Raw genomic sequence first — 17010 nt, 5'->3', positions numbered from 1 at the left:
TGACGCGACCAGCAGAACTCTGGTTTCAGGCCAACCGTTATCGGGTGATCGAATAGATTCGAGCGTCCCACGCGGCCAGTTCCAGAGAGGACGACGCGATCGCCGCAGTGCCGGGCAGGTTGCCGAGCAACAGCACTGCCGAACCCCATTCCGGACCGAGTTCCACGGTGCGGGGAGCGCGTCCACAGTTCGCGATCACCAGCAGAGCTTGATCGGCCGCCGTTCGCGTGTACGCCCAGATCTGTGGGTCGTCGGCCATCAGCTGCATCACATCGCCGTCGGCCAGGACAGACAACTCGTGCCGAAGGCGGATGAGCGCCTGGTAGTGGGCGAAAACCGAGTCGGGCGAGGTGAATTGGGCCTTGGCGTTGAGCCAGTCGTGGTTGGGATTGACGGGTAGCCACGGGTCCCCGGTGGTGAACCCGGCATTGGGCCCAGCGTTCCACTGCATCGGTGTGCGGGCGTTGTCGCGGCTGACCGCGGCCAGGCCGGCGAGCGCGGCGTCGGTATCGCCGCCGCTCGCGACCACGCTCCGGTAGTAGTTGACAGCCTCAAGGTCCTTGTGGTCCTGCGGATTCCGGAACGGATAGTTCGTCATTCCGAGCTCCTCGCCCTGATAGACGAACGGCGTACCACGCATGCCGTGCAGAATCGTCGCCAGCGCCTTCGCCGAGGCCGCCCAGTAGTCAGGGTGATCGTCGCCGAACCTCGACACCACGCGGGGCTGGTCGTGGTTGTTCCAGTACAGGCTGTTCCACCCCGTGTCCGCCAGCGCGGCCTGCCACCGATGCAGGGTGTGCTTCAGTGCCACCAGATCGAGCCCGATGTAGTCGAACTTGCCTGCCGGGCCCTGATCGACGGACACGTGCTCGAACTGGAAGACCATGTCGACCTCGCCACGGGCCGGATCGGTGTACAGCCGCGCCTGCTCGGGTGTCACCCCCGGCATCTCCCCCACGGTGATGAATCGGCCACTGCGACCGCCGAAGACCTCGCGGGTCAACTCGGCGAGATACTCGTGCACATGCGGGCCGTCGGCGAATCGGTCAAAAGCGACGGCGACCTGTTGCCCCGGTGCAACGGTGGTGTCGGGAAGCCCGGGCACTTTGGAGATGAAGTTGATGACGTCCATCCGGAAGCCGTCGACGCCACGGTCCAGCCACCAGCGCATCATCGCGTGCACCGCATCCCGAACCTGCGGGTTGTCCCAGTTGAGGTCCGGCTGTTTCCGGTCGAACAGGTGCAGGTAGTACTGCTCGGTCGACGGGTCCCACGTCCACGCCGGCCCGCTGAAGAAGGAACCCCAGTTGTTCGGTTCACCACCTTCGATGGGATCAGCACCGCCGCGCGCGTCGCGCCAGATGTACCAATCCCGCTTGGGATTGTCCCGCGACGAGCGCGATTCGACGAACCACGGATGCTCGTCGGAGGTGTGGTTGACGACCAGATCCATCACGAGCTTCATGCCGAGGTCGTGCACCTTGGCCAGTAGTGCGTCGAACTCGGCGAGGGTGCCGAACATGGGGTCGATGTCGTGGTAGTCGCTGATGTCGTATCCGTTGTCGATCTGTGGCGACCGGTAGATCGGGGACAGCCAGATCACGTCGATGCCGAGCGCCTGAAGGTAGTCCAGTCGGTCGCTGATTCCGGCCAGGTCCCCGATCCCGTCGCCGGTGGAATCGGCGAAGCTGCGCGGATAGATCTGGTACACGACCGCTGATTTCCACCACTGGTCTGCACTCATGCCCGGCCCCCGAGGATGTCGCGATACACCGCGACGTACTTGTCGATCATGGTGGTCACGGTGAAGCGCACCGCGGCCGTAGCGGCGATCTCGGTCCGGTCGAGCGCACCGGCCGCGTCGACCGCGGCCACCGCCGAGTCGACGCCGTCGACCAGAAAACCGTTCTCGCCGTGGGTGATCAGCTCTCCCATCGACCCTCGCGCGTTCGCTATGACGGGGGTTCCGCAGGCCATTGCCTCGACGACGCTGTACCCGAACGGTTCGTCGAAGCCGATCAGATGCAGTAGTGCATGCGCACCGCCGAGTACCTCGGCGCGCGCGTCAACGCCCACCGGGCCCAGATACCGCACCCGCGTGCCGTCGACGTGCGGGGCAACTTCGGCGCGGTAGTACTCCTCGTCCTGAATGATGCCGGCGATGTCGAGCCTGCGACCGCATCGACGGGCCACCTCGATCGCGTCGGCGGTGCCCTTGTCGGGGTGTATGCGTCCGAAGAACAGCAGGTGCTCACCCGGGTCCGGATGCACCGCGAATCCGTTCAGGTCGATGCCGTGATGCACGGTCGCCGCATAGTGGAGATCGGGATGCCGGTCGGCGTCGCTGATCGACACGTACGCCGTCGTGCTGTCGTACCGTGCGTAGACGGGAATGATCCGGTCGGACGAGAACCCGTGGATCGTGGTCACCACCGGAGTGTCGACGAGACCGCTGTAGGTCAGCGGCAGGAAGTCGAAGCCGTTGTGGATGATGTCGAAATCGCCGGCCCGCTCGAACACCGACGCGATGTGCAGGCACTCGGCAACCTTGGCGTCGATCGTCTCGTCCTCGGACCAGCCACAGGCCGCGGTGGCCGACAGCGTGGCGGTGGTGAGAGAGTCCGCGGTGGCGAACAACGTGACGTCATGGCCTGCGGCCACCAGCCCCTCGGTGAGCAGGGACGCGAACTGCTCCCACGGCCCGTAGTGCCGGGGAGGTGTCCGCCACGCGATCGGAGCGAGTACAGCGACTCGGATGGGTCCGTCGGTCACGCCTGGAATATCAATGGGCTCACCATACCGGGCTCGCCGTGGCCGCAGGGCAGGTAGCGGGCCAATCCGCTTTGCGTTGCCGATCAACAAGTTTGGACATCCCGACGGACGCACGGCCCTGAACCGTCACGAAATCTCTGAGCAGAAACCAAATTTCGATCACTTCTCGGCCCTTCGCGCTCAGTGTACGCCCCGGAAATCCCAGCTCGCCGTGCGTTTGCGCGGTATCTGCCCGGGTATCTCTGACGGGCCGCTCGCTCAGACCTGGGGAGAACCATCGGCACCATGACCAAGCGACAGTGAGACGGAGACATGCGCGACATGAAAGACGTTGTGAAGAAAGACGAGACAGCAGGCCATGACAGCCGTGATCTCGACCCCAGCGACACCGATCACCCGACCGGCACCGAACAGGCGGCCGACAACGCCGCGACCGAATCACCCAGCTAGAGCGAGACGTACGGCGACTTGATCAGCGACCACTCAGACAAGGGCCCTGATCTGCAGCAGCTCGCACAGACGTTGCTGGTTATGCTCCAGCCGCTGATACAGGCGGGCAAAGCCTACGCATCGGCGGCCGACGACGGTGCGCCCGGAAAATGCACCCAGGTGTGGTGCCCGGTGTGCGCTGCCGTCGCTGTGGCGTCCGGTGAGCACCACCCGCTGACCGCGATCGTCGCCGAACACGGCGCCGCGCTGCTCTCGCTCCTGGATGCCATGGCACGGCCGGGCGCGCCTGCGCCACCCGGCGACGACGGCGGGAGCCCGGACGACGAACCGCCCCCGCCCGTCCCCGGAGCCTATGAACCGATCGTGGTCACCATTCATGAGTGAAGCCACTCCTCCGCCTGGCGTCCACCGGCGCATCGTCGTGACCGGCGCATCGGGCAACGTCGGCTCCGGTGTGCTGCGTGCGCTGGCACGTCGCCTCCCTGATGCCCAGGTCGTCGGCGTCTGCCGACGACCGCCCACCACCGGACACCTCTACGAGCGCGTGCACTGGCATACCGTCGATCTGTCCGCACCCGGCGCTGCCGCCGATCTCGCGCCCGCGATGCGGGGCGCCGACGTGGTCATCCATCTGGCTTTGGCCGTCCAGCCCGCACGCGACGTGGACTATCTGTACCGGGCGAATGTTCTCGGCACACAGGCGGTGCTGCGCGCCATGGATTCCGCGGCCATCACCCAGTTGGTGTACGCGTCGAGCCTCGGGATCTACGCACCTGGATCGACCCATCCGGTCGATGAGACCTGGCCCGACACCGGCCAGCGCACATCCACCTACAGCAGGCACAAAGTCGACGTGGAACGCATGCTCGACCGGTTCGTGCGCGACCATCCCGCGACGGCGGTGGCCCGGTTCCGCCCCACGGTGGTGGTTCAGCGCGAGGCAGCATCGTTGATCCGGTCGGTGTACCTCGGGCCGCTGGTCCCGAAGGCGGCCTTCGATGTCCTGCGACGGCGCCTGCTGCCCGTGCTGCCCCTTCCGGCCGGGCTGGCGCTGCAGTTCGTCCACGCCGACGACGTCGGCGACGCGGTGGTGCTGATGATGCTGGACCGCGCCGAAGGCTCTTTCAACGTCGCGGCCGACGTCCTCGATACCCGTGGGCTCGCCGCGCTGGTCGGTGCGCGCCCGTTCGACGTCGCGCCGCGCCTCATGCGTGCGGCGGTCACCGCGCTCAGTAGCGCCCGCCTGGTCGCGTTGACCCCGGGCTGGTACGACGTCGCCACCAACTCCCCGCTCATGGACACCGCCAAGATTCGCCGTGAGCTCGGCTGGGCGCCAACGAGGTCGTCTGCGTCCTGCGCGCGGGAACTCATCGACGGTCTGGCCGCGGGCGCCACCGGCACCAGCGCAGCGACAGGATGGAAGGACGAACAGCGAATGGCTGCACGACGTACCTCGAGCACGATCGACCGGATTCACGACTACTCGCTGTGGCTGTGGAGCGCGCTGGCCCTGACACGAGCGGTCGGATTCCGGCGCGCCGGCGCACCCGACGTTGCGGTGATCGCCGTCAATCTCGTCTCCGGCACACCGATGGCACTGCGCCGGGTGCGCGAACGGCGCCGAGACCTCGTCGCCCTGGCGGCACCGGTCGCCGTCGCCCTCGCGGTGGCATCAACTCACCGCGGCGGGTGGTCGCCGGTCGCGGCCACCGCAACCCTCGTCACCCTCGGGATGGCCGAGCGTCACCGAACCAGCGAAGGCCACGGTCAATGAGTCTGCGAGACAACACGTCCCCGATCGTCGTCGTCATCGGCGCCACGAGTGGAATCGGCCACGAAGCTGCCCTGGCCTACGCCCGCAGGAACGCGCGTCTGGTGCTGGCATCTCGCTCCGAGGATGCGCTGCAGGACGTCGCCGACGAATGCCGTTCCACCGGCGCGCCGGCTGTCGCCGTTTTCGCCACCGACATCTCCGACGCCGATCAGGTACAGGACCTTTTCGACTTCGCCGTGGCCCGGTTCGGCCGGTTCGACGTCGTGGCACAGTGTGCCGCGGTGACGGCATTCGGCCGGTTCGAGGATCTACCCGTCGGGGTCTTCGACGGCGTGGTCAAGACCAACCTTCTCGGGGCGGCGAACGTGGCGCGCTCGGCGCTCGACCATTTTCAGTTTCGCGGCGCCGGACATCTGATACTGGTCGGATCCCTTCTCGGCGTGACCGCCGTGCCCTACCAATCGCCCTACGTTCTCAGCAAGTTCGCCATGGGTGCACTGGTTCGCGTTCTGCGCCAGGAGAATCGGCACCTGCCCGGCATCCGGATCCACGGTGTCTACCCTGGTCCGGTCGACACGCCTGTCTACGGGACCGCGGGCAATTTCTACGGGCACGCACCGCGGGTACCCCCGACTGCCGACGCCCCCGCCTTCGTCGCCGCCGCGATCGTGCGCGCCAGCGACCGCGACCGCTCCAGCGAACGCCAGGTCGGCCTGGTCAATCTCCCGGCGATCATTCTCTATCGCGTGATTCCGTCGCTGTTCGACGCAGTCATCGGGCCGTTGATCCGGGCGGCGTCGTTCGAGTCGGAGCCGATCGAATCCACCACCGGCAACGTGTTCAACGGCGCGCCAACGGTTCTCCCCCGGCGGGGGCCGACCGGTCACGACCGTCCCGCCGGGTGACGGCACCACACCCGAGACATCGAATGGCCGTCGGCTACACCCCGCGCTCGACCGGCAACCGGCCGCACTCGACCGCCGTCACCAGCGCGGCGTGGTCGGCTTCGGTCTGGTCGGCGTAGCGGCAGGCGAACACGCTCAGCGCCTCCTCCACCTTCTCCGAGCGCCCCATGTAGCCGGCGATCATCGAGGCGCCACTGGTCCTGGCGTGCCCCTTGGCGAGCAGCTGCCCGACCACCGCCGTGTAGTCGATCAGCGCCTTACCGTCCATCGCGTCCAACGGGATGGTGCCCTTCATGTTCCGGAACTGGCGGACGTAGAACTGCAGGCCGTTCACCGTCGTCCAGCCCAGCAGTGGATCACTGACTGTCTGCAGCGCCTGCTGGTACTCGACCACCCGCTGCCCCTGATGCGCGTGCCACGCCGATTCGCCGTGCACGTATCGCGCCAGGACCGAGCGGCGCGCCTGCTTGAGTTGCAGGAACACGACGTCCTCGGGTGACGAACCTTCCAGCAGGGCGACGTAGGCGCGCAGGCCTACGCTGCCCACCCCGACCACCTTGTGCGCGACGTCGAGGAGGGTGTAGCCGCCCAGCACACGTCGCCAGTGGGTGGACAGCGTCGGTAGGTAGTCGTCGAGCGCCTCGGCCAACGCGTCGGCCTCCTGCGCCGGCAGCCGGGTGATCAGCGGCGGCTCCTCGACGATCGTGCGGACGCCGTCGACTTCCTGGGTGAACCGTGGCAGCGCCCGGTCACTCGTGCGGTGGCGGGCCCGATTGGCCGACCGCCGCACTTCGTCGGCGAGCGGCCCTGCCGTCTCCCCGGCCAGCCGGTCGACGTCCAGCCGGGTGAAGGAACGGGAGAACAACGGCTCGTCGGCCAGCCGTCGCAGCTCCAGGCGATAGGCGGACACGCACGAGTGGACCGCGGCGCCACAGTCGTCCTCGGAGGCGCCGTTGTGGCGTCCCGCCACCCAGATGCTCGCCACCAACCGCCGTAGGTCCCATTCCCAGCCACCAGGGTGCGCTTCGTCGAAGTCGTTGAGGTCGATGACCAGGTCGCGTTCCGGCGAGGCGTAGAAGCCGAAGTTGCCCAGGTGCGAGTCACCGCACACCACCGGGTTGATCCCTGTCGTGGGGAGATGCGCCACGTCGTCGGCCATCACCACGGCAGTGCCGCGAAGAAAGCCGTAGGGGGACGCGATCATGCGCCCGACCCGCACGGGAATGAGCCGGTCCACCCGGCCTCGGTGATTGTCCTCGATCAGACGTATCGGGTCCGGCCGGTCCGGCCGTAGCGTCCAGTCCGCCAGCGACCGCCTCGGCACCCGCTTGCGCAGGCTCTTACCGAGCTCATATCGCTGCGCCCTGGTGACCGGGCGCTGCCGCAGTGAGTGATAGGCGCCGCTGTCGGTGTCGGCCAGCACGGTGTGTCTGGTCGGCTCGGGACGCGTGGGGGCACTGTTCACGGTTGCCATGGTCGCTGATTCACCTCGGCTCGGCGGACACTCCTCTAATTCGTGGTTCGCAGGCTGTACAGCGTTGCCACCACGGCGCCGCTGGTGACCAGCTCGGCCATGGTGTCCGATTGTTGTTCGGCCACCTGCCACGCCTCCTCGTGCTGGTGCAGGCGCTTGATCTCGCCGTCGACGTCGTCGACGCGCTGGTCCCATTCGGCGGGCGGATCGTCCAGGTCGGCGGCGCGCTCGCGTGCGACGACGGCGAAACCCGACTCGTCGAACAACCGCGTGAGCGAGGCGTCGGTCGGAAAGTGGTTTCCCTCGGGCACCTCATCGGCGGAGAGCTCTCTGGTGGCGACATACACGAGCAGACCCACCCGACCCGGTGGTCGTACCACCCGGCGGAGTTCGGTGAGCAAGCCGATCTGATCCTCCATCGTGCACAGCACGCCCAGCGACCACGCGGCGTCGACGGCGTGATCAGCGACCGGCAAGGCCGATCCGGACGCCTGAACCACCGGGAACCCGAACAGTGTCGCCGCCGCCCGGCACGCCCCGGCCTCCGGCTCGACCAGCAGTGCGCGTACCCGTCGGCTCTGCACGGCATAGGCCGCGGGGCCCCCCACTCCGGCGCCGCTGTCGACGAGGACGTCGTCGCCCTGCAGGTCCAGCGCATCGATGAGCCAGTCCAGCGCGGCCGGACTTCCGCTACCCCGGCACGCCGCGGGCAGGATGAATTCGTCGCCCAGTCGCTGGGCCGCCTCGGCTGTCCACTCGGCGACAGTGTCGAACTCCGCGTCCATCGCGTCGCTCATGCCGCGGCCCTGATCCGTGCGCCCACTTCGGCTTTGATCTCCGCGCCCAGCCGGGTGCCACCCGAGGACGCCGAACCCGAGATGTTCACTCCCGCAACACCATCGATCTGCAGCAGTGCCTGCGCTTCGGCGACCGCGGCGTCGATTCCGGCCTCGATGGGATTCGGCGCCGCAAGCACACGGTCGACGATGTCGGCGTCCAGCTCGAGGCCGGGCAGCCCCTGCAGGACCGCGGCCGACACGGCATCGGTGAAGACAGCGACCGCGGCGAGAACGGGGATCGTCAATCCGGCGGCCCGCGCTGCTCCGACGAAACGTTCCACCGACTCAGGGCTGGTGACGTGATTGAGGACCGCGACGCTCGCCCCCGCTCGCTGCTTCTGAACCAGCCGCACCGGGCGGGCCGCCAGCGGCGGCGCCGTCGGTGTCTCGGGTACGGCGGCGGCCATGCCCAGTGACGCGGACAGTGCGACGAGCCGCGGTCCGTCGAGGTCGAACGTCTGCGTGACGTCGGGTCGCACGTCGTATCCCCGGCCGTCGCCGGTCACACAGAACACCGTCCCGACACCCAGCAGAGCGAGGCCGCGCAGTTCCTGCTCCAGCACGATGCGGTTGCGGTCCCGGCACGACAACGTGATCCACGGGGTCGCACCGACATCGAGCAGCATTCGGCTCATCAGCGTCGGAGGAAAGTCGGGCCGATTCTGGTGCTCGCCCACCAGCACCGCGTCGCAGGACGGAGCCAGGGTCGTGGCGACGCTCTCGACGTCGGCCGGGTCGAAGGGTGTGCAGCTGAAATCGGTCAGTATCAGCGGCGGCTGCACGGCCGGCGCATCGACGACGGGACCTGCCCACAGCACCGCCTCGGGAAACACGCAGTCACCCGGACGCATCTCGCACTGCCCGTCTGGCCGCACGCCGCCGCACGGCCCGAAATCCATCCGCTTGGGGCAACCCTGCGTCATCCACACCTCGTTTCGCCCCGAGGATGACCATTCCGCGCGGTTCGAAACTCCGGCACCGGGTGCGACCTAATTTCCGGCGGCCCAAACCGCCCCGATAGGGCCAGGGACTCCGTTCATCGACCAGACTGGGGCCCATGACCGACTCCGGCGCCACCCGTGTTGCGGTGTATCTCGACTTCGACAACATCGTGATCTCCAGGTACGACCAGGTGAACGGCCGCAATTCGTTTCAGCGCGACAAGGCCAAGGCTCCCGACGATGCCGCGGAGCGGCTGGCCCGCGCCACCGTCGACGTCGGCGCGATCATCGACTTCGCGTCGTCTTTCGGCACGCTGGTGTTGACCCGCGCCTACGCCGACTGGTCGGCCGAGATCAACGCCGGCTACCGCGGTCAGCTGGTGGGACGAGCGGTCGACCTGGTGCAGCTGTTTCCCGCGGCGGCATACGGGAAGAACGGCGCCGACATCCGACTCGCCGTCGACGCGGTCGAGGACATGTTCCGCCTGCCCGACCTGACGCATGTGGTGATCGTCGGCGGCGACTCCGACTACATCGCGCTGGCTCAACGCTGCAAGCGCCTGGGGCGGTATGTGGTGGGTATCGGGGTGGCCGGCTCCTCCAGCCGGATGCTGGCGGCCGCCTGCGACGAGTTCGTCAGCTACGACGCGTTGCCCGGCGTCCCGGTGTTCGAGCCGACGCCCGCGGCGGAGGACAAGCCCGCGCCCCGACGACGGTCCGGGAAGTCGAAGGCCGACGTCCCCGGGGAGTCGGACGCGCCCGCGGAGCAGGATGCGCCCGACGAGCCGGATCCGCAGGCGGCGGCGACCGGGTTGCTGACCAGGGCACTGCGCATCGGCCTGGAGAAGGACGACGCCGACTGGCTGCACAACTCCGCGGTGAAGGCACAGATGAAACGCATGGATCCGTCGTTCAGTGAGAAGTCCCTGGGCTTCCGGTCATTCAGCGATTTCCTGCGGTCACGCTCGGAAGTCGTTGAGCTGGACGAGAGTTCGACGACACGGCTGGTGCGGCTGCGCGACGGGCAGTGATCGGAAGTGGCTTGCGGTACTGCAGGTAGGTAACGGTTGCCGTCTGCAACGTGCCTCACTCCCGCAACTGTGTCACCATCGTTAGATGGGCTTGTCGAATCGTCTCAGTGGTTCAGGACGCCTCGCCGCGGCAGTCTGCGTCAGCATGATGATCATGTCGCTGGCGCCGCCGGTCGCGGGCGCGCAGCCAGCGGTCCCACCGCTGCCACCACCGCCGGCGCCGTCGGCGCAGCCGCCTGTCGCGCCGGGGCCCGCACCGGGCCCGGTTCCGGCGGCAGCACCCGTGACAGCGCCGGCGCCGGGTTGTCCCGACGTCGAGGTCGTCTTTGCACGGGGCACCACGGAAGCGCCCGGCCTGGGCGCGATGGGCCAGGCCTTCGTCGACGACCTGCGGTCCAGGCTCGGCGGCACGACCGTGGGGGTGTACGCCGTCGACTATCCGGCCAGCCCCGACTTCCCCACCGCCGTTGAGGGCATCACCGACGCCAGCACGCACGTGCAGGAGATGGCGATGAACTGCCCCGACACCAAGCTGGTACTGGGCGGCTATTCCCAGGGCGCGGCTGTGATGGGCTTCGTGACAACGGAACTGATACCCGACGGGGTGACGGCCTCGGAGGTTCCGGCGCCGATGCCGCCCGACATCGCCAATCACGTCTCGGCGGTGACTCTTCTCGGCACACCGTCGGACCGATTCATGAACGTGATCAAACAGCCGGCCGTGACTATTGGCCCGCTCTACGAACCCAAGACGATCGAGTTGTGTGTGCCCAACGATTTCGTGTGCTCGCCGGGCAACGACATCGGCGCACACGCCCGATACGTCTCCGACGGTCTGGTGATGCAAGCCGCCGACTTCGCCGCCGGCAAGGTCGCCGAAGCGGCGCCCGACTCTTAACGCGGGTCACCGAGCCGACGACGAAGGATCGCCACACCGGCCATCAACTCCCAGCCGATGATCGTGTACACCGCGCCGCGTTCGGTCAGTCCGGCCGGGAGCACACGAGAACCGTTGGCGCCGTCGATGATCAGAACGGCAAGGCAGGCGATACCGAAGACGCCGAAACCGATGCTGGCACGACGGAATGCCGGCGTCGCACCGACAGCGCGGCCGCAGACGCCGGCCAAGATCACCGCCACATTGCCGCCGAGTATGGCCATCGCCGCGCCGAAGACATGCCAGTGCGCCTGAGCTGACCCGCTGGGGAACACGCCGATCAGCACATTGCCGATCGCGTTCATAGCGGCAGCCAGGACGAAACCCTTGGCTGCCGGTCCTATGGTCGCCTGACCGCGGGTCACGACGAATGCGCCGATCAGAAAAAGGATTCCGTGCACCATGAACGCGCCGACGTTCATCACCGGATGCACTCCGAGGTCGCTGATGAAGTCGGCGCTGTAGCTGTACCCGTCGGAGGCGGCCGCCGCGATCGCCTCGCAGACCAGGTAGACAGCCGCACCAAGCAGCCAGATCACCCCTGCCAGGCGCACGTAACCCACGCGGTATCCCATTCAGACCCTCGGCGGAGGGGTGGCGGCCGGGCCCAAGAGATCCGCGGCGGTGGTCGATGAGGTGCGCCGCCACCGCCCGTACAGCGGCAACTCTCGCAGGGAGGCTAGCGGCGACCAGCGGCGCGCGAGAAACCGGATCACCGTTCTCGCGTAACGATTTGTCTCGGAGTACCACCGCCACTCGTACAGACGGCCGGTGTGCAACGATTGGGCCAGCGCTTCGGATTCGACGCCCTGCAGGTACGGACGAACCCACGTCACCATCACCCAGGCTCGTTCGGCCTTATCGTCGGCAAGTCGAAAGGCCCACTCGATCGGACTGTCACCGGCGGTCATGGTGTGCCGTACCGCGGGCCGCTGCGAATCAGCACCCAGGCCCGCCTCGGAGATGCCGAACCGTTGCACCGTGACGTTATGGAGAACCGCGGGTCCGCCGACTTCGAACCGCACACGATAGGTGCCGTTGCCGTGCGCGGCGACGGTGAATGCCACCAATCCGCCGAGGGCGACGTAACGACGGAACACCCAGTCGCTTCCCAGAGCGAGAAAGTGTCGCGTCGCGAGCAGCACTGTGAACGTCGCGATCGTCACCGCGACCACACTCCAGATCAAATCCACCCACAAAGAGTGGCAGAGCATGGGCACGAACCGGGGAGAACGCTCGCCTCGGGCCCACGCATGTCTCGTCGTGTTTCCGTGCGCATGCCGCTTGCGCGGGGTCCTCGCTGCCGACACAGAAAGGCCAGGCCTATTCGGCCTGGCCTCTCTGAGATTGTCGGTCAGTTCTCGGTAGCTCGCGCTGTGCGACGCTTCTGCTTCTCGGCGTCAGCGAGCTGCTCGAGTCGGTCCGCCTGTGCGCGTTTGCTTTCGGCGGCGTCACTCTTGGCCTTGGCGTCGTCCAACTTGGACTTCGCGGCTGAGGTGGCCTTCTCCTCCTCCGCCCGAATGCGGGCCTGCTCCTTGCGCTTGGCGTCCTCGACGGAGTTCTTGCGCTGTGCAGCAACTTCGTCGACCTGCCGCTTCGCCGCATCGGCACGCTTCTGGGCGTCCTCGGCGGCAGCCTTCTTGCGCTGCTCGGCCTGAGTGCGCGCGTCCTGGACGTCGCGCTCCTTGGCTTCCTTGGCCTGCTTCTGGTCGTTGATCGCGCCGTCGACCTTGGTCTTCGCCTGCGCATCGGCGCGCTGCTGCTTCTGTGTGGCGGCCGCATCGAGCTTGGCAGCCCGGCTCAAGGCGTCGCTGCGCTCGGCGAGTGCGGACCCACGGGTCTCCAGCTCCGAATCACCCAGCGCGCCACCGACAGCCGCGTCGAGCATGCCGAGCGTGCGCTCGTAGAACAGCCGAGCGGGTGCTTCCGCGTCCATCCGGGCCATGACCCGGTCCTCGATCAACTGGAGGGGGAAACGGGCGATGCGGTACTGAAATCCCAAGACTGCGAACGGGACTGTGGTGATGCTCATTCTTGACTCCTGTGTGGTGCCGGTGCTCAAGGCAGGTCGGCTTCGTTGGTCAGACGGGCGGCGCGCGCCCGGTTCTCTTCGGCTTGCTCGTGAGCGTTCTCGGTGATGCGCTCGGCGGTCTGCTGCTCGGCGGCGGCCTCCACGACCTCGTCGGCAGCGGCCCTGACGTCGACACGTTCCTGTGCCCTGGCCTGCTCGACCTCGCGTTGAGCGTCTGCCTCGGCCTGCGCCTTCGCTGCCGCAGCCTTCTGCGCTTCGGCGGCTTCGGCGGTGCGCTTCTGCGCATCCTGCTGGGCGCGGACGGAGCCTTCCACCGCTGCAGCCTCGGCGTTCACGGTCGCGCGCTCTTGAGCGCCGGCCAGTCTCGCATCGGCTGCCTCGGCGCGAGCCAGTTCTGCCTCGGCGTCGGCGACGGCCTCAACACTGTTGGCTTCCTTGCGCTCTGCTGCCTGCGTCTGCTCGAGTTGTCCCTCAGCGGTCAGCGAATCGTTGCCGGTTACCGCGCCGACAACTTCCTTCGCCTTGCCCTTCACCGAGTCGATCAGGCCTTTGCGTGCCTGGCCGGCCTTGTCGTGCTCTGTCATTCGATCTCCTTTTATCACTGCGGGACCGACAGTGCGTCGGCAGTGCCCGCGGTGTGGTTGCGAGTCTCCGTACAACGAAGACGTCGGATGTGGAGCGAGACGTAGGTCGGCGACCTTCCGTCACGCGCGTGCTGCACAGATGAGTGCGTCGACATGACCGCGGGCTAGCGCGGTTGGCGTGATGCGCCGGGTCTGGACGCAGCTAGAGAGCAGCGAAGCTCACGGAGAGGGTATGCACCCATTCGTCTGTGCCGAAACCCTTCGCAGGTCAAAGCCGTTTCAACGAGGCACGCTCCGGCAGCCTGGGCTGCCGGAGCGTGGTCCTCAGCAGATCACCGTGTTGTGCGCGGCGACGCGCCGCGACGTCCCGTGATTCCGACGTAGATGGCGATCAGAACGACGGCGAAGATGATGCCGACGAGGAACGGGATGAATTCGAAGCCACCGTTGGCGTTCGAATAGCCCAGCTTGTATGACACCCACGCACCCAGGAACGAACCGATGGCGCCCAGCAGCACCGTCATGATCACGCCGATGCTCTGTTTGCCGGGCATGATCAGCCGAGCCAGGGCGCCGACGATGAGCCCGACGACAACGGCGCCGAGAATGGTTCCAATCATGATTTCTGCTCTCAGTTGAGATCACCCGTCAGGCATGAGAGCCCTCGAAGTCTGTCCGGGCGGGGTTACCCGTTTTCTCCCGGGGAACACGGGCGTCATGGTGATTCAGGACTACGCCCCGGGACGAGCGGTCGATCTTGTCGGAGACATGTCGGCGCCGACTGTGCTGATGTGGCACGGCATGCAGACCGACTCCCGTGCCGCGCTGCTGCCGCTGGCAACGTTGCTCGCCGACCACGGCGTCGGGGTGGCGGTCGCCGACTGGGATTCCCATGCCGACGACGGAGGACGCGCGGACCTTCTGAACTCCATCGACTTCGCTCGCCAATTCGTCCGAGCGTCAACGGGTTTGACCCTGGTGGGCTGGTCCATGGGTGGCGTGGCGGCGGCGGGGCTGACGATCCATTCGACGGACTTCGATGTGCCGCTGGTGCACACCGTCTGCCTCGGTGGCGCGTTCATGGCGCGCGACCCGATCTCCGGTGAGCACCTCGGCGAAGGATTGAGGTCGCAGGGCGGCGGATCGCCGTTCACGTTGCTGCACGGGGTGCGTGACGACGTCGTTCCCGTCACGGCGAGCAGGGAATTCGCGGCCGACCTCGGGCGGGGCGGTTGGCCGGTGACACTCGTCGAGCTCGACACCGACCACGGCGGGATCGCCGGCGCGCGATACGACGCGGACGTCGATCAGTACTTTCCAGCCGACGATGCGCAGACCCGTGCGACGGCGGCGGGTGTCGCCGGGCTGATCGCAGCCGCCATGGGCGTCTGACGCGGACGCCGTCCGCGGGGGCCCAGCGCGCCACACCTGCGAGGATGGGCAGATGGCAGACCGGGATCGCGACGACACGGGCCGCCCCCAGAGCGCACGCCCCCGCGATGCGCTGGGCCGCCCGCTGAGTCGCGGCAGCCAGGGCGTCGTGCAGATCCCCGAGGATCTCGACCTGTCGCCGGCAGAATCGCTCGCGTATGCGCAGCGTCTGATCGACGAGGGGTTGGCGTTCTACGCACACGAGGTGCTCGAAACCGCGTGGAAAAGCGGCCCATCGGCGGAGAAGCCGATGTGGCAGGGCTTGGCCCAACTTGCCGTCGGCATCACCCACGTCCAGCGCGGCAACGTCGACGGTGCCGCAGCGTTGCTGCGCCGTGCACGGGAGCGCCTTGACGGTATTGCCAGGCCCGCACCGCATGCCGTGGACATCGCGGGCTTGATCGACTACGCCGACAACCTGATGCACGATCTCGCCGACGGCACCGTTGTGCCGGCGGAACGTCTGCGTCCCACCCTCGTCGCGTGATCGGCAACGCCGGCGCTACTGCGCCAGGTATCCCCCGTCGACGGGCAAGACCGCGCCGGTGATGAAGGATGCGTCGTCGGAGGCCAGGAACACGATGGCGCTCGCGACCTCGTCCGGCTCGCCGATGCGGCCCATCGGATGCATCCGCTCGATCTCCGCCAGGTACTCCGAGCCACCCGGCTCCTCCGGCAGCCGCAGAACCCGCTCGGTCCGAATGGTTCCGGGCGCGACGGCGTTGACCCTGATTCCCTGCTCCGCCCACTCCACGGCCAAGTGCTGAGTCAGTCCGGTGGCCACGAACTTGGCGGGGCCATACGCTGCCTGCCGCTTCTGTCCGGCCAGTCCCGAGATCGAGGACAGGCAGACGATGGCTCCGCCGCCGGTCGTCAGCATCGCCTCGATCGCGAACTTGCACGTGAGGAACATGCCGCGCCCGTCGATGGCCATCACCTCGTCCCAGTCGGAGACTGTCATCTCCAGCACGTCGCCGAGCGGGATGATGCCGGCGTTGGCGACCAGCACGTCGAGACGCCCGTAGCGCTCGATCGCCGCCGCGATCATCTGCCTCGCGTCAGACTCGACCGAGACGTCGCCGACAACTGTCTCCACCTGGGCGCCGGCGCTCCGAAGTTCGTCGGCAAGCGCCCGCAGCGGCTCGCCCTGGACATCGGTCACGATCAGCCGCGCGCCTTCGTTGGCGAAGCGCACGGCGGTGGCCCGACCGATGCCGAACGCCGCCCCGGTGATCACTGCGGATTTTTCGGCGAGGCGTCCCGATCCTTGGCTCACGGATTCCGTCCTGTTGCGCGTCACGGCACTTCGGTGCCGTGTCACCGCTCAGCGTTCCATGCCTGCCGGACTCTTTCGGGTGAATGCAGATCATGCGATCGCCTTGAATGGCACAAAAGAAGCAGGCCAGAGACTTTGCGTCTCTGGCCTGCTCTTCTTCGGTGGAGCTGCCGGGAATCGAACCCGGGTCCTACGGCATTCCCTCGAGGCTTCTCCGTGCGCAGTTCGCTATGTCTCTACTCGGATCTCCTGATCACACGAACAAGTCAGGATGACGATCCCAGTCGCTGTTTGATGTCCCGAGACTCCCCGCGACCGGGTGAATCGGTGGTTCCCTCTAGCTGATGCCAGGGTCCGGGCCGAGGGCGCTCCCGGTCTGACAGACTCACCGTCGCTTAAGCAGCGAGGGCGAAGTCGCGCTGATTGGAATCGGCGCTTAATTGGTTGCAACGACGCTTACGGTGGTCAATTGCCTGCACCGGCACGCTTCCCTTGATTCGATGCGCGAAGTCGAAACCGTTCAGCCCCTCGCACACCTGCCGTGTTTCGGCAGGAAGTTCATAC

The 17010-nt window shown here is 67.2% G+C and carries 19 protein-coding genes and 1 other RNA gene; 8 read left to right on the top strand and 12 right to left on the bottom strand.

Going from position 1 to position 17010, the window contains the following annotated elements; genetic code table 11:
* Positions 1–37: 37 nt before the first annotated feature.
* Both EL337_RS08675 and EL337_RS08670 read right to left on the bottom strand, forming a co-directional pair.
* Positions 38–1744 carry a glycoside hydrolase family 13 protein gene (locus tag EL337_RS08675; protein WP_048634249.1) on the bottom strand — a complete coding sequence of 569 codons (1707 nt, stop codon included), beginning with the start codon at positions 1742–1744 and terminating at the stop codon, positions 38–40.
* The gene (locus EL337_RS08670; RefSeq protein ID WP_232786877.1) at positions 1741–2772 is read right to left on the bottom strand and encodes a glycosyltransferase family 4 protein; all 1032 of its coding nucleotides are present in this window, start codon (positions 2770–2772) and stop codon (positions 1741–1743) included. Before EL337_RS08670 ends, EL337_RS08675 begins: the two co-directional genes overlap by 4 nt.
* 321 nt (positions 2773–3093) lie before the next feature.
* Between EL337_RS08670 and EL337_RS29180 the strand changes: the two genes are divergently transcribed.
* The 4 genes from EL337_RS29180 to EL337_RS08655 all read left to right on the top strand — a co-directional run bounded on the left by EL337_RS29180 (position 3094) and on the right by EL337_RS08655 (position 5901).
* Positions 3094–3222 (top strand): hypothetical protein, encoded by a 129-nt coding sequence (locus EL337_RS29180; protein WP_264035228.1) that lies wholly within the window; start codon positions 3094–3096, stop codon positions 3220–3222.
* Between the two features lie 81 nt (positions 3223–3303).
* Positions 3304–3606, top strand: coding sequence for a hypothetical protein (locus tag EL337_RS08665; protein ID WP_232786878.1), 303 nt, complete (start codon positions 3304–3306; stop codon positions 3604–3606).
* Positions 3599–4996, top strand: a complete 1398-nt coding sequence (locus EL337_RS08660) for an NAD-dependent epimerase/dehydratase family protein (RefSeq protein ID WP_048634250.1) — start codon at positions 3599–3601, stop codon at positions 4994–4996. Before EL337_RS08665 ends, EL337_RS08660 begins: the two co-directional genes overlap by 8 nt.
* Positions 4993–5901 (top strand): SDR family NAD(P)-dependent oxidoreductase, encoded by a 909-nt coding sequence (locus EL337_RS08655; protein ID WP_083443207.1) that lies wholly within the window; start codon positions 4993–4995, stop codon positions 5899–5901. Before EL337_RS08660 ends, EL337_RS08655 begins: the two co-directional genes overlap by 4 nt.
* 34 nt (positions 5902–5935) lie before the next feature.
* Here the strand turns inward: EL337_RS08655 and EL337_RS08650 are convergent, their stop codons facing one another.
* From EL337_RS08650 to EL337_RS08640, 3 genes are read right to left on the bottom strand one after another with little or no spacing between them, the layout of a single operon-like run.
* A complete protein-coding gene (locus EL337_RS08650; RefSeq protein ID WP_048634251.1) occupies positions 5936–7375 on the bottom strand; it encodes a DUF2252 domain-containing protein in 1440 nt (479 codons plus the stop codon).
* Positions 7376–7410: 35 nt separating this feature from the next.
* The gene (locus EL337_RS08645) at positions 7411–8172 is read right to left on the bottom strand and encodes a class I SAM-dependent methyltransferase (RefSeq protein WP_048634252.1); all 762 of its coding nucleotides are present in this window, start codon (positions 8170–8172) and stop codon (positions 7411–7413) included.
* A complete protein-coding gene (locus EL337_RS08640) occupies positions 8169–9137 on the bottom strand; it encodes a methylenetetrahydrofolate reductase (RefSeq protein ID WP_048634332.1) in 969 nt (322 codons plus the stop codon). Before EL337_RS08640 ends, EL337_RS08645 begins: the two co-directional genes overlap by 4 nt.
* A gap of 134 nt (positions 9138–9271) precedes the next feature.
* On the opposite strand from EL337_RS08640, the gene EL337_RS08635 reads away from it, so the two are divergent.
* Positions 9272–10186: an NYN domain-containing protein gene (locus tag EL337_RS08635; protein ID WP_048634253.1), complete on the top strand. Its 915-nt coding sequence runs from the start codon at positions 9272–9274 to the stop codon at positions 10184–10186.
* A gap of 85 nt (positions 10187–10271) precedes the next feature.
* Entirely contained in the window at positions 10272–11084 is an 813-nt protein-coding gene (locus EL337_RS08630) for a cutinase family protein (RefSeq protein ID WP_232786879.1), read from the top strand.
* On the opposite strand, the gene EL337_RS08625 is transcribed toward EL337_RS08630, so the two are convergent.
* From EL337_RS08625 to EL337_RS08605, 5 genes are all read right to left on the bottom strand, one after another.
* A complete protein-coding gene (locus EL337_RS08625; protein WP_048634334.1) occupies positions 11081–11686 on the bottom strand; it encodes a DUF998 domain-containing protein in 606 nt (201 codons plus the stop codon). The two genes, EL337_RS08630 and EL337_RS08625, sit on opposite strands and share 4 nt — an antisense overlap.
* Positions 11687–11698: 12 nt before the next feature.
* Positions 11699–12316, bottom strand: coding sequence for a hypothetical protein (locus EL337_RS08620; protein WP_126316541.1), 618 nt, complete (start codon positions 12314–12316; stop codon positions 11699–11701).
* 161 nt (positions 12317–12477) lie between these two features.
* The gene (locus EL337_RS08615) at positions 12478–13155 is read right to left on the bottom strand and encodes an IF2 family translation initiation factor (protein ID WP_048634255.1); all 678 of its coding nucleotides are present in this window, start codon (positions 13153–13155) and stop codon (positions 12478–12480) included.
* A gap of 26 nt (positions 13156–13181) precedes the next feature.
* Positions 13182–13739, bottom strand: coding sequence for a CsbD family protein (locus tag EL337_RS08610; RefSeq protein ID WP_048634256.1), 558 nt, complete (start codon positions 13737–13739; stop codon positions 13182–13184).
* A gap of 332 nt (positions 13740–14071) precedes the next feature.
* Positions 14072–14359 carry a GlsB/YeaQ/YmgE family stress response membrane protein gene (locus EL337_RS08605; RefSeq protein WP_048634257.1) on the bottom strand — a complete coding sequence of 96 codons (288 nt, stop codon included), beginning with the start codon at positions 14357–14359 and terminating at the stop codon, positions 14072–14074.
* 97 nt (positions 14360–14456) lie between these two features.
* Here EL337_RS08605 and EL337_RS08600 point away from each other — a divergent pair, with 97 nt between their 5' ends.
* Both EL337_RS08600 and EL337_RS08595 read left to right on the top strand, forming a co-directional pair.
* Positions 14457–15131, top strand: coding sequence for an alpha/beta hydrolase (locus tag EL337_RS08600; protein WP_048634258.1), 675 nt, complete (start codon positions 14457–14459; stop codon positions 15129–15131).
* A 52-nt stretch (positions 15132–15183) separates the two neighbouring features.
* Positions 15184–15657, top strand: coding sequence for a DUF309 domain-containing protein (locus EL337_RS08595; RefSeq protein WP_048634259.1), 474 nt, complete (start codon positions 15184–15186; stop codon positions 15655–15657).
* A gap of 15 nt (positions 15658–15672) precedes the next feature.
* Here the strand turns inward: EL337_RS08595 and EL337_RS08590 are convergent, their stop codons facing one another.
* A complete protein-coding gene (locus tag EL337_RS08590) occupies positions 15673–16446 on the bottom strand; it encodes an SDR family NAD(P)-dependent oxidoreductase (protein ID WP_048634335.1) in 774 nt (257 codons plus the stop codon).
* Between the two features lie 159 nt (positions 16447–16605).
* Positions 16606–16974: a transfer-messenger RNA gene (gene ssrA, locus EL337_RS08585) on the bottom strand.
* Positions 16975–17010 lie beyond the last annotated feature (36 nt).

This window comes from Mycolicibacterium aurum, assembly GCF_900637195.1.
GTDB classification, from domain to species: Bacteria; Actinomycetota; Actinomycetes; order Mycobacteriales; family Mycobacteriaceae; genus Mycobacterium; species Mycobacterium aurum.
The sequence above is the reverse complement of the archived record's forward strand: the minus strand, read 5'-3'. Positions and strand labels throughout refer to the sequence as shown.